The organism is Vasconcelosia minhoensis LEGE 07310, assembly GCF_015207255.1.
In the GTDB taxonomy this organism is placed as follows: Bacteria; Cyanobacteriota; Cyanobacteriia; order Phormidesmidales; family Phormidesmidaceae; genus Vasconcelosia; species Vasconcelosia minhoensis.
This window is the reverse complement of the sequence record NZ_JADEXG010000001.1, coordinates 151,102-163,451: the sequence shown is the minus strand read 5'-3', so window position 1 is coordinate 163,451 and position 12,350 is coordinate 151,102. Positions and strand designations below refer to the sequence as shown.

At 52.8% G+C, this 12,350-nt stretch carries 14 protein-coding genes; 11 read left to right on the top strand and 3 right to left on the bottom strand.

The annotated features are described in order from the left end of the window. The first annotated feature begins 42 nt into the window (after positions 1–42). The 3 genes from IQ241_RS00835 to IQ241_RS00825 all read left to right on the top strand — a co-directional run bounded on the left by IQ241_RS00835 (position 43) and on the right by IQ241_RS00825 (position 3,508). A complete protein-coding gene (locus IQ241_RS00835) occupies positions 43–1,077 on the top strand; it encodes an ABC transporter substrate-binding protein (RefSeq protein ID WP_193904505.1) in 1,035 nt (344 codons plus the stop codon). 41 nt (positions 1,078–1,118) lie between these two features. Beyond that, positions 1,119–1,682: a Uma2 family endonuclease gene (locus tag IQ241_RS00830; protein ID WP_193904545.1), complete on the top strand. Its 564-nt coding sequence runs from the start codon at positions 1,119–1,121 to the stop codon at positions 1,680–1,682. A gap of 857 nt (positions 1,683–2,539) precedes the next feature. Then, positions 2,540–3,508, top strand: a complete 969-nt coding sequence (locus IQ241_RS00825) for a Uma2 family endonuclease (protein WP_193904504.1) — start codon at positions 2,540–2,542, stop codon at positions 3,506–3,508. Between the two features lie 294 nt (positions 3,509–3,802). On the opposite strand, the gene IQ241_RS00820 is transcribed toward IQ241_RS00825, so the two are convergent. Then, entirely contained in the window at positions 3,803–3,982 is a 180-nt protein-coding gene (locus IQ241_RS00820) for a hypothetical protein (RefSeq protein ID WP_193904503.1), read from the bottom strand. On the opposite strand from IQ241_RS00820, the gene IQ241_RS00815 reads away from it, so the two are divergent. Next, on the top strand, positions 3,981–4,184 hold the full coding sequence (locus tag IQ241_RS00815) for a hypothetical protein (protein ID WP_193904502.1): 204 nt from the start codon (positions 3,981–3,983) through the stop codon (positions 4,182–4,184). The genes IQ241_RS00820 and IQ241_RS00815 overlap by 2 nt on opposite strands. 139 nt (positions 4,185–4,323) lie before the next feature. Here IQ241_RS00815 and IQ241_RS00810 read toward each other — a convergent pair whose 3' ends face one another. Next, entirely contained in the window at positions 4,324–4,524 is a 201-nt protein-coding gene (locus IQ241_RS00810; RefSeq protein WP_193904501.1) for a hypothetical protein, read from the bottom strand. Between the two features lie 245 nt (positions 4,525–4,769). On the opposite strand from IQ241_RS00810, the gene IQ241_RS00805 reads away from it, so the two are divergent. The 5 genes from IQ241_RS00805 to IQ241_RS00785 all read left to right on the top strand — a co-directional run bounded on the left by IQ241_RS00805 (position 4,770) and on the right by IQ241_RS00785 (position 7,818). Continuing rightward, positions 4,770–4,988, top strand: coding sequence for a hypothetical protein (locus tag IQ241_RS00805; RefSeq protein ID WP_193904500.1), 219 nt, complete (start codon positions 4,770–4,772; stop codon positions 4,986–4,988). A 6-nt stretch (positions 4,989–4,994) separates the two neighbouring features. Next, a complete protein-coding gene (locus IQ241_RS00800; protein ID WP_193904499.1) occupies positions 4,995–5,321 on the top strand; it encodes a type II toxin-antitoxin system PemK/MazF family toxin in 327 nt (108 codons plus the stop codon). Between the two features lie 69 nt (positions 5,322–5,390). Further along, on the top strand, positions 5,391–5,561 hold the full coding sequence (locus tag IQ241_RS00795; protein ID WP_193904498.1) for a hypothetical protein: 171 nt from the start codon (positions 5,391–5,393) through the stop codon (positions 5,559–5,561). A gap of 65 nt (positions 5,562–5,626) precedes the next feature. Next, on the top strand, positions 5,627–6,637 hold the full coding sequence (locus IQ241_RS00790) for a Uma2 family endonuclease (RefSeq protein WP_228021245.1): 1,011 nt from the start codon (positions 5,627–5,629) through the stop codon (positions 6,635–6,637). Between the two features lie 224 nt (positions 6,638–6,861). Continuing rightward, on the top strand, positions 6,862–7,818 hold the full coding sequence (locus tag IQ241_RS00785) for a helix-turn-helix transcriptional regulator (protein ID WP_193904497.1): 957 nt from the start codon (positions 6,862–6,864) through the stop codon (positions 7,816–7,818). Between the two features lie 54 nt (positions 7,819–7,872). Here the strand turns inward: IQ241_RS00785 and IQ241_RS00780 are convergent, their stop codons facing one another. Beyond that, positions 7,873–8,577 (bottom strand): Uma2 family endonuclease, encoded by a 705-nt coding sequence (locus tag IQ241_RS00780; RefSeq protein ID WP_193904496.1) that lies wholly within the window; start codon positions 8,575–8,577, stop codon positions 7,873–7,875. Between the two features lie 216 nt (positions 8,578–8,793). On the opposite strand from IQ241_RS00780, the gene IQ241_RS00775 reads away from it, so the two are divergent. Both IQ241_RS00775 and IQ241_RS00770 read left to right on the top strand, forming a co-directional pair. Further along, complete coding sequence (locus IQ241_RS00775; protein ID WP_193904495.1) at positions 8,794–11,310, top strand: TonB-dependent receptor; 2,517 nt, start codon at positions 8,794–8,796, stop codon at positions 11,308–11,310. 68 nt (positions 11,311–11,378) lie between these two features. Beyond that, positions 11,379–12,350 (top strand): iron-siderophore ABC transporter substrate-binding protein, encoded by a 972-nt coding sequence (locus IQ241_RS00770; RefSeq protein ID WP_193904494.1) that lies wholly within the window; start codon positions 11,379–11,381, stop codon positions 12,348–12,350.

The window sequence follows — 12,350 nt, the reverse complement described above, 5'->3', positions numbered from 1 at the left end:
TTTACGACAGGTTCACCGGAAATTCACTGGATCAATCAGCTCATGAGAAAGACCGAGCGCTTTTTTCAATCGGTGCTGCTGTTTATTCTAATCGTTTTCCTCAGCTGGAGCTGTAGCGGTAATTCTCCTCCTATGCAGCCTGAGGCCACTTCGCCTGTTTCTGCAAACTGTCGAATGATCGCCCATGCCAAGGGCCAAACCGAGATTTGTGGGGTGCCCCGCCAGGTGGCCGCTCTCAGCCCCTATATTCTAGATATGATGCTCTCCCTTGGGGTAGAACCCGCCGGATACAGCGCCGCCGATGTCACCAGCGATCTGCTACGGCAGTCTAAATTCGATCAGCCTAGCCAGCAAATCCCCTATTTGGGGAGCCGCATCACGACTCAGCCGGTTAACCTGGGCGACCGGCATAGCCCTTCTCTAGAAGCGCTGGCTCAGCTCGATCCGGATGTCATCCTGGGTGAGGACTGGCAGGGCAGTCAAAGCCAGTACGAACTGCTGTCTCAGATTGCGCCGACGGTATTAGTCGATGACGAAGCAGGGGGATGGCAACAAAGCATTCGAGTGGTGGCTCAAGTGTTAGACCGAGCCGCTCAGCTGGAGCAGACCATGGCTGAGTATGAAGCACATATTGCCGAAGTCCGACAGCAGCTTGCCCCGGTTACAGAAAAGTATCCTCGGGTGCTGTTGCTGAGCTCGGGTAACCTCAAGCGTGAGATTAGAACATACTATTGTAGCGAGTTTTCCAGATTGCTGAAGGCGCTTGGGTTTCAACTGGTGCGCCAAAAGGGAAATTCGCCAGAATGCTCTTCTCAACTTTCTGTTGAAGTGTTACCCCAGCTAAATGCTGACATCATTATGGTGGTTGCCTATGATGAGACGGAGCAGGGCGATGACCAGGGCTGGCAAGCACGTCGGCGCGAATGGAGTAAAATTCCTACGCTGCAACAAATTCCCGTTACTCGGGCCGGGCGGGTCTATTTCATCGATGCCCGGCTGTCTACGATGCGAGGTCCCTTAGCTGCCAATGTCATTCTTGAGCTGTATCTCGATCGGTTAGCGCCGCTCATCCGGTGAAATTGACTAAACTGGAGAAAGCTAGCCCAATCGCAAATCCGATGGTTGCCGACGCCCGCCGCTGGATTACCCGAGACCTCGATGCCATGCCCGACGAGGGCGGTTGGAAGCGCTACGAAATCATCAGTGGAGACCTGTACGTGGCCCGCGCGCCCCACATTCGTCACCAGGATGCAGGGGGCAACATCCATGTGGAACTGGCGATTTGGTCTAGACAGACTCAGCTCGGTAAAGCCTTTGAAGCTCCTGGCGTTATTTTTACCCCCAGCGATGCCGTGGTTCCCGACGTGGTTTGGGCCAGCAATGCTCGCCTCGCTAACGGCATCGACGCCGCCGGGCACCTCGTTGTCGCCCCTGAACTCATCATCGAGGTGCTTTCCCCAGGAGACCTAAACGAGCGCCGGGATAAAGAAGTTAAGCTCAAGCTCTACTCTCTCCATGGCGTTCAAGAATATTGGATTGTCAGCTGGCAGCTTAAAACTCTAGAAATTTATCGCCGGATAGAGGCGCAACTCCAACTTGTCGGCACTCTCGTTGGGGATGATACCCTAACCTCACCCCTACTGCCAGGGTTCAGCATTCCTATTGCTCAACTGTTTCTATAGCCATGGGCAGTCACTTGAGACATGCCTTTTCCCAGAGTCGGGGCTAAGTAGGTCAACTTAATCGTTTACAAAAACAAGTAGCAAGTTTGATTGCTCGCGCAGGCCCCCAAACCCCCAATTTTGGGGGCTTTGAATTCAGCCTCCGCTAGTATGGGAGGACTCAGGGAGCCTCAACATCTGGAAAATAATTTTGCTCATCTACTTATCAGCGATCGATAAACCTGCGCCACGGGCTGAACCTGCTAATTCGCGACTACTGGCTTCAGGACGTTCTGATCGAAGAAAAATTACCGGAAGCACCGGGCCTAACACTGGAGTTTGGGTTTAATCTGCGGATCGACCTGGATGATAGCCATCAAGAGGATAGCCAGAATAGTTTTCTCCAATGCGAGCAGAATCTCACCCACAGCCACTTTCAGGAATGGTCTGCCCACCGGCGAGTATTAAAGGTTGATCTGCACCTGTCAGCACCAGCTGACTCCTCGGCCTTTAGTGCTGAACAATTAGCCCTGCTTCCAGTGGAGTTGCAAGCGGTGGTTAACCAGCAGCCTGGATTATTATCTCTGGGGTAGCGTCACCCGAGGCCCCATCACTGATCAGTTAATTCTAGAGCAACTCCCCCAAATGCTACTTCCGCTAGTCAATGAAAACAAGTAATCATGCGATCACCCCCAGAGAAGCCCTTTTTCTGTGCTGATCCACAACAACCAGCCCAGGCAAGAAAACGGTACCCGCCTGCTGATCTTTTGCAAGCTCCCGGCTTTGCCCTAGTAGGCTCCTCTCAATTACTAATGATTGCTTAGTCAGGTGCGATAGGATTGGAGCAGATAAACTTTCAGGCAATCAACGAGGCCATGATGGGTAGTCGTCCGCCGTCTTTTTCTCAGGTCAGTCAAACCTCCTCAGACGCTTTGACCAATGGACAACGCACTCAAAGCGAGGAAGTGCGATCTAGGGAAACGCGATCGCGTCGGGCTGACCTGCCCACCATGTATGATTTACCCAGCGAAGCCCCCGAGGAGCCAGGATTGCCTGACGAGTACCATGATTTACAACCCCAATTGCTTAGCCGCACCCTACACCTGAGCCAATATGCTCGACGAGAGTGGTTTACCGGCTCCGACCTCAACCTTTACTACGACGAAAGCCATCTCCAGTGGTACAAGCGACCCGATTGGTTCCTGGCGGTGGGGGTGTCGCGGCTCTACGATGGGGAAGATTTGCGCCGTAGCTATGTGGTGTGGCAGGAGGGAAAATCGCCGAATGTGGTAGTGGAGTTTTTGTCGGCGGGCACCGCTGCCGAAGATCTGGGTCGGTTTGTCGATCAGGCGAGGCGGGCAGACAGTGGAGAAGAAGACGTTGAGACCCCTGAGCCAGGGGAGGTCGAGCCAGAGGTGGCCAAAGCACCGCAGAAACCCCCTAGAAAATTTGAGGTGTACGAACGCTATTTGAGGGTGCCGCACTACATTGTGTACAGCCGGTACACCCGGCGATTGCGCTATTTTCGCTGGATTGATGGCGAATATCAGGAGCAGCCCCTACGCCCCACTAACCCGCTGATTTGGTTAGATGATTTGGCGATTGGCCTGGGGATATGGCAAGGGGAATTTGATGAGGTGGCAGGCGACTGGTTACGGTGGTGCGATGCATCGGGCCAATGGTTTTTAACGGATACAGAGCAAGAACGACGCGCTAGGGAAGCAGCCGAGGCTCAGGTTTTACAAACTGCTCAAAACTTACTAGCCGCTGGTATGGATTTTGCTCAGGTGGTGCAGGTATGCCACTTGACAGAAGCTCAGAGGGTGAAATTACAATTGCCCGATTAGTTCTGCACTCCTTAATTTGGTCTACACCCACGGCAGTCGCGATCGCGGTTTGTTTCTCCTCTCTGCATTTCCTTGAGTATACTGCCAAGATTTTTGCGATGCTTTTTGTCTTTTTCCCTCAATTTTTCGTATTCGCTCCAGGTTGCTCCTTCAAACACCCTCGAAACTTATTTACACTCACAGTATCCATTCAGCGATGCCAATGGGTCTAACTCTCAGGCAATTGATTGGGGTCAACGCCCTGCGAACTGACAAGTCAGCGCTTGCGCTATCGCAGATAGGTCTCCAGCTGCTTTAGCTCTGCTGGACTTGCTCCGCCCGCTGCTGCTCTGCCTCTTCAGGTAGCGGAATCAGCACACCCTCAGCCGTAAACCAGCGCAGCTGCTGCCCATGAATCCCTAGCTGCAATCCCAACTGCTCGCTGGGCAATCGACCCTGGTCAACTATGGGAGGATTCTGATCAAGACGTACCATGGCAAAACTCCCGATTGATGCTGTGCTTAATGTACCTGACAACCTTCGAGCCTTGGGCGAGGAAATCTGCGACGACTACGATCGTTACCAGACCCGCTTCCTGCTGATCCACAACAACCAGCCCAGGCCAGAAAACGGTACCCGCGTGCTGATCTTTTGCAAGCCCCCTGGCTTTGCCCTAGTAGGCTCCTCTCATTACTAATGATTGCTTAGTCAGGTGCGATAGGATTGGAGCAGATAAACTTTCAGGCAATCAACGAGGCCATGATGGGTAGTCGTCCGCCGTCTTTTTCTCAGATCAGTCAAACCTCCTCAGACGCTTTGACCAATGGACAACGCACTCAAAGCGAGGAAGTGCGATCTAGGGAAACGCGATCGCGACAGGGTAGGTAGGGCAGCCAGCGGGTCAGATTGTCTGCTCCGATGCAGAGCAGTGCTGAGACCATCCATACGCAGGTCGTCAGATGGGGTTTATGCGCCCAGAGACAGGCTTGACCGAGCCAGGCGTTCAGGGCAGAGTAGAGGGGGGAGCGTTTTTTCATGGCACTTCTAGATTTTGAGTCGTATCTAGATCTTAGAAGGCTCGCTCCCTACTCTTTTATTCAGTCGCTCCTTTCCCCAGCTGATGAGCGTTTCAGTGCTTGGACGCTAAACTTTTGTCAGTCAACCAGGGAGTAGACCTCCTGAAATTCAAGCGCGGTGTGAGGCGATCAAATTTTAGCGATCGCAAGTTAGCATAAATGCTGTGACTCATGGTTGAAAAATAGCATTTGGAGAATTAGAGGCAATGAAAGCTTACGAATTTGCCGGGGAAGTTACCGCCGATGGACAGCTAAAACTACCCAAAACAGTGCTGTCTCAACTGGCTGGTCATCAGTCAGTTAGAGTCATCGTGATCGTTCAAGACTCGTCTGAGGCCGACGACAAGGCAGCTTGGCAAGCTCTCGCAACTGAGCAGTTTCTCGCTGGATATAGCTCTGAAGACGCTATTTACGACGCCTTGTAACGTAACATGGAAACTTATTTGTCTGGGGAAGTCGTTTTAATAGCATTTCCATTTACTGATAGCGTCCGACAAAAGCAGCGACCGGCTTTAGTTTTACTGGATGTTGAAGATCCAGACATCGTGGTTGCTAGAATCACAAGCCAACTCTATTCCACATCCTTTGATGTGAGTCTACTCGATTCGACACAAGCTGGCTTGCTCTTGCCCTCTGTAGTCCGTCTCCATAAAATCGCAACTTTAGAAAAAAGGATTGTCAATCGCCGCTTAGGACAACTTTCAACTAGGGACTGGGCTAACGTCAGTACTGCTTTAAGAGCAATTTTTCTGCGCTGAACAGTCTTATCAATCTGGTGTAGACATCATTGGTTCTGCCTCGGAGCATCAGATTTATGTTGCCATCGAGTGTCCGCCCCCTTGCGAGCCTTGGGCGAGGAAATCTGCGACGACTACGATCGCTACCAGACCCGCTTCCTGCTGATCCACAACAACCAGCCCAGGCCAGAAAACGGTACCCGCGTGCTGATCTTTTGCAAGCCCCCCGGCTTTGCCCTAGTAGGCTCCTCTCATTACTAGGGATTGCTTAGTCAGGTGCGATAGGATTGGAGCAGATAAACTTTCAGGCAATCAACGAGGCCATGATGGGTAGTCGTCCTCCGTCTTTTTCTCAGGTCAGTCAAACCTCCTCAGACACTTTGACCAATGGACAACGCACTCAAAGCGAGGAAGTGCGATCTAGGGAAATGCGATCGCGTCGGGCTGACCTGCCCACCATGTACGACTTACCCAGCGAAGCCCCCGAGGAGCCAGGATTGCCTGACGAGTACCATGATTTACAACCCCAATTGCTCAGCCGCACCCTGCACCTGAGCCAATATGCTCGACGAGAGTGGTTTACCGGCTCCGACCTCAACCTTTACTACGACGAAAGCCATCTCCAGTGGCACAAGCGACCCGATTGGTTCCTGGCGGTGGGGGTGTCGCGGCTCTACGATGGGGAAGATTTGCGCCGCAGCTATGTGGTGTGGCAAGAAGGAAAATCGCCGGATGTGGTGGTGGAGTTTTTGTCGGCGGGCACCGCTGGCGAAGACCTGGGTCGGTTTGTCGATCAGGCGAGGCGGGCAGACAGTGGGGAAGATGACGTTGAGACCCCTGGGTTAGTAGAGGCCGAGAGAGGGAAGGCCAAGGAATCGCAGAAACCCCCTAGAAAATTTGAGGTATATGAACGCTATTTGAGGGTGCCGCACTACATTGTGTACAGCCGGTACACCCGGCGATTGCGCTATTTTCGCTGGATTGATGGCGAATATCAGGAGCAGCCCCTACGCCCCACTAACCCGCTGATTTGGTTAGATGATTTGGCGATTGGCCTGGGGATATGGCAAGGGGAATTTGATGAGGTGGCAGGCGACTGGTTGCGGTGGTGTGATGCATCGGGCGATTGGTTTTTGACTGATACAGAGCAAGAACGACGGGCTAAGAACCAAGAACGACGGGCTAGGAACCAAGAACGACGCGCCAGGGAAGAGGCTGAAGCTCAGGTTTTGCAAACAGCTCAAAACCTCTTGGCTACTGGTATGGATGTGGCTCAGGTGGTGCAGGTATGCCACTTGACAGAAGCTCAGAGGGTGAAATTACAATTGCCCGATTAGTTCTGCACTCCTTAATTTGGATCACCCAACTTATAGCCTGGACGAATTTGCCCAATTGCTTCTGCCCCAGGAACCTACAGCCCAGCAAGAATGGGGATCTGCATCCAGCATCACTGTCGCCAGCGCAGGTAGAAACTAATTGAGAAAAAGTGTCATCTATAGTAAGCTGGCTGAAGCTCTCATTGCAAGCTCTATTTCAAAGGCAGCTGCGACCTGACTTAACTATGACGCTTACCCTTGCTCACGCTGACTATTGGGATTTGTTTCAGGCTGTCCAGCCCGATCCAGGCGACCGCCTTGGCCTGCGCGAATCCTATCCGTCTCAGCTGGGGCAGGGCTATCGTTATTCCAATGAGCTGCGTCCGGGACTGGAACTGGCGGTTTCTGATAGCTGCCTAAAAGACGATCTGGTAATGACTCACCGCGATCGCGTTCATCCGCTCGAATACACCTTCGACCAGTTCTACCCAGCTGGAAAAACCCAGCAGCGCTACAGCCTCTGCGGCAGTGGCCTGGCCCCCGGAGAGCCCTGGTTTGTACCAGGAAACACCCGGATCGTTAGCGTCAATGTCCATATCGAACCGGTGGTGTTTCGGCAGTGGCTGGGCCTTTCTGAGCAGCTACCCGTTGGCCTGAAGCCGTTTATGCGATCGCCCGATGAAAAATATTACGAGCACAGCGGTACCCCCACGGCAGCCATGCAGATGACCGTGCAGCAAATCCTCACCTGTCCATTTCAGGGAATGACTCAGCGGCTGTACTTAGAAAGCAAAGTCTGGGAACTGATGGCCTTACTGATCGAGGCAGTTCGTCCTTCACAGCCTCCCCAAACCAGCGCTCATCGGCTAAAACCCGATGACGTTGAACGCATCCACTATGCCAGCAAAATTCTGCGGCAGCGCTTGTTAAATCCCCCCTCGCTGATGGAGTTGGCCCGCGCCGTTGGCATCAACGACCACAAGCTAAAAGTGGGCTTTCGCCAGGTGTTCGACACGACCGTCTTTGGCTATCTGCATGAGCTGCGAATGGCGCGATCGCATCAGCTGCTAGAGAGGGGTGAAATGAACGTCACAGCCGCCGCTCATGCCGTAGGTTTTGCCAATCGGGGTCACTTCGCCGCCGCCTTTCGCCGCCGGTATGGGGTGAATCCGGGAATGTTTATGCGGCAGCGGCGAGCGTGACAGGATAGAGTCTCTTCTAAACCTGCACCTCGGCTAGCCGTTGTTTCAGCGACATCATCTAGACCTGAGCTGCTTTACAAAAGTCTCATGGTCGGAAGAGCCCAAACCCGCTTGTACAGCTGACAGCACGGTTTTCATATCCCCGGACAGGAGTGCTTCTACTGCTAGCCATAGCCCCGGAAACACCTGGCTGCGAATCATTCCTTCGGCATCAGGCATCAGTTGTTGATACTCGCCTTCTACCAGCTGAAACCAGCTGAGCCGATTCTCGAATGCCTGCCAGACGACATACTCCAAAACGCCGTTGCGGCGATAGGCTTGCATTTTGCTGCCCAGGTCGATGGCGGCACTGCTAGCGGCAATCTCAACGACGAGTTCAGGCGCACCTTCAATGTAGCCGTCGGGGCTTAACCGTGTCTGCCCTCCGGCTATCGGGTCGATCAGCAATAGGGCATCGGGTTGAGGTTCATTGTCCCAATCGAGGCGCACGGTTGGGTTATCTCCGATCCGTACCCCAGGCGTCATGGCCTGGTAAACCCCAAGCCAGGTGATGAGATGCCCATGGGGCTCAGCATGAGGTTCAAAGCGCAGCGGTGATGGCACGTACACAACTCCTTCAATCAATTCCGCTTTTTTGAGATCGGGCATGGCATGATAACGACGCTCAAACTCGTGCCGGGTTAGATGGTCGCCGCTTTCTAGGCAAGGTAGATTGACTGCCGCTGCGGTTTGGGAGGAGCGTGCCCGTTCTTGCACCATGGGAAAGTCCTGCACTGCCAGATACTGCCTTATCGTAGCAAATTCGCTTTTACGACCTCGCTAGCCGCGAAACTCCGGGGTGCGATCGCAAAAACTCCGGCTGCGGATCGCCAGCCCTATTGCCATGAACCCTCTATCCAGTAATCTTCTTGAGAAGTGTTCCTAACTGTCCCAAGTTCAGGATCGACATTCTTGAGAAATCTATACTGTGGTGTGATGACTGATAAATTGCAAAGCGTGGTGCTGCTGGTTGGACTGCTCTCAATCGCTTCGGCCCCTGAAGTCCGAGCCCAGTCTGTGGCCCTGCCAGAAATTGACCCAGCTCAAGCGAGTGTTCAAGCCAGCGATCTGAATCTGGCCCAAGCGCCGGTACAGATTACCCCCGTAGAGATTACCAGCGTGCGGTTAGCCCCTGAAGAAACAGGTCTGCAACTGACGCTAGAGGCCGCGGCTTCGCTGGCCGAACCCGACATTTCTACGGTTGGTAACGCGCTCATTCTCGAAATTCCCAATGCGGTGCTGGCACTGCCTGAGGGTGAGACCTTCGAGGCCGCTAACCCTGCCGAGGGAATCGCCTTTGTCTCTTTGACCAATCTCGACGGTAGCCGGGTGCAGGTTTCGATTACCGGGACTGACGCGCCGCCAGCGGCTGAGGTCAATACCGAGGGCACTGGCTTAGTGCTGGGGGTCGTGCCAGGCGATGCTATGGCGGATGCCGCTGCCGAAGAGGCGCTGCAAATTGCGGTTACAGGCGAGCAGGAAGATGACTATGTTGTAAACGAGGCAACTACAGCCACTCGCACCGAAACGCCGCTACTCGAGATTCCGCGCTCGATTCAGGTGGTGCCCCAGCAGGTATTTGAGGATCAGGCGGGCAACCGCATCGACGATGCTACGCGCAACGTCAGCAGTGTCGTACAGGACGGCGGCTTTGCGGGTACCGTCGATCAGCTGAATATTCGCGGGTTCTCCGTTTCTGAATTCTTTCGAGATGGCTTTCGCGATCCGTCCAATGGCATCCTGGAAACCTCCAACGTTGAGCGCTTTGAGGTGCTTAAGGGGCCAGCCTCGGTTCTATACGGCAATATCGAGCCGGGAGGCATCATCAACTTGGTGACCGAGCAGCCCTTACCCTTCTCTAACTACGAGTTTGATGTCCAGGCGGGCAGCTATGGATTTGTTCGCCCTACGATCGATTTGTCTGGGCCGCTCACTGAATCGACCGACTTGCGCTATCGACTTAATTTGGCCTACGAGCACTCGGATGGCTTTCGAGATTTTGATCAGGATGTCAATCGCTTTTTTGCCGCTCCAGTGCTTGCCTGGGATATTAGCGAAGACACTCGTCTAGCTCTAGATTTCAGCTATCTCGACGATGAACGCCCCTTTGATCGGGGATTTATTGCCACTGGGCGAGACATTGTGGATACGCCTATCAGTCGCTTTTTTGGTGAACCCGAAGATTTTAGGGAAACGGAAGAAATTTCTGCGGGTTATCGTCTAGAGCATAACTTGAGCGATCGCTGGAGTATTCGCAATGCTTTACGGATCGTCTCTTCCGATAGCCTTGACTTTCGAGCTGAGCCGCTGTCGTTGGATGAAGATACCGGCATCTTGACCCGCAATTTTCGCTCCAATGACGATGTCAGCGAGAGCTATGCTTTGCAAACGGAAGTGGAGGGACAATTTTCTACGGGTGCCATTGAGCATAACCTTCTGTTGGGATTTGACCTGTCTCGTCTGACCTTTGGGGGAACTCAAAGCCGACTACCGGCGGGGCTTACTCCAGATATCAATATTTTCGACCCGGTTTATAACCAAATTCCCCGTCCCGATCTGGATGATTTGACTGTCGTCGTGCGCGATAGCGTCTCCCGCACCGATAACCTCGGAATTTTTGTCCAGGATCAGATTGACTTGACCGATAACTTAAAGCTGCTGCTGGGGGGACGACTAGATTTTGTTGAACAGCGCAGCGACGACAACTTGAGAGAGGATTCGAGTCAGTCTCCCAGTGCCTTTAGTCCATCCATTGGCTTACTCTATGGCCCGATTGAGTCCTTCTCACTATACGCCAACTATGCTCGCTCTTTTCAGCCCAACTTTGGTACCGCCGTCGATGGCTCATTCCTAGATCCAGAACGGGGCACCCAGTATGAGGTGGGGCTACGAGGTGAACTCTTGGAAGGCAACTTAATTGCCAATCTAGCCGCCTATACCATTACCAAAACCAACCTGGCGACCACCGATCCTAACAATCCTGACTTTAATCTTCCCATTGCCGAGCAGCGCAGCCGAGGCATTGAACTAGATGTGGCCGGTGAAATTTTGCCCGGTTGGAATGTGATCGCCTCCTACGGCTATATCGATGCTGAATTCACCGAGGAATTTTTTGGTTTGGAACCTGGGAGCCGGGTGCAAAATGTCCCGGAAAATACCTTCAGCCTTTGGTCCACCTATGAAATTCAGGCGGGCGACCTGCAGGGGTTGGGCTTTGGGGCTGGGGTATTTCATGTTGGCGAGCGGGCCGGAAACTTCGACGACAGCTTCGATTTGCCGGGCTATTGGCGCACCGATGCCGCCGTGTTTTACAACCGTGATAATTGGCGGGCATCCATCAATGTGCAAAATCTGTTTGATGAACGCTATTTCAAATCCAACAACTTTGGCCGGGTGGCCATTGAGCCCGGAGCACCCCTAACAATTATCGGGAGGGTGTCTGTTGAGTTTTAGAAGTCACGATTTAAAATGGGAGCATAGAAGGTGAGTTGCAGATGAGGCAAAGGTATCGTAGATGGCTAGTGGCGATCGCTGCAATTACTGCTTTGGTTGTATCCGTCGCCTGTGGGGGACGTTCATTAGAGTCAACTCCCCCAGAGATTGCAGGCGGAGAAGCGGCTGGGGCGTGTCACATGGTTAGCCATGCGGCGGGCAAAACCTGTGTACCTGACAATCCTCAGAGAATTGTAGATTTAGCTGGGCTAGATTACGCATTGAGCTTGGGAGTCAAACCGATTGCCAGTGATAGTGCGGCTCAAGCTAATTTTTACCTACGAGGAGAGATTGACGACATTGAGAATGTTGGTGGATACGATGCGCCCAACCTCGAACGGATTGTAGAGCTCAAGCCAGACCTCATTGTTATCGGGAGCTATGCCAACGTGGACTATAAGCTTTTGTCCAATATCGCTCCCACTGTCGTCATTCCATATGACTATAGCGGTCAGTGGAAAGATGTGTTTATGCAGTACGCGGCAGCACTCAGGTTAACGGAGAAAGCTGAGCAGGTGATGGAGCATTATTACGATCGCACCCAAGAATTTCAGCAGCACATGGGAACTCGCGCCGCCGAGACCGAGATTTCAATTGTGCGGGTATATCCAACTCAGATCAATCTTTATCTCAAAGACTCATTTCCTGGCACAGTCATCGCTGATGCAGGCTTATCTCGTCCGGCATCTCAAGATTTCACGGCCTCAGAAGCAAAAAACCTCTTTGACAATCAAATTCAATACACAATTAGTCGAGAAAATATACCGGATGTGGATGGCGATGCCCTTTTTCTCTGGACTTTTGGACATCGCGATGAAATTGCCCAAAATGCACAGTCTGAAAAAGAAGCGCTCAAAGCAGATCCACTGTGGTCAACGCTATCGGTGGTACAGCAAGACCGAGTGTACGAAGTCCCCGGTGAATATTGGATTGGCGATGGACCAATTGCGGCCAATCTAGTCATTGATGACCTGTTCAAATATTTGCTCGAGGAGAATTGA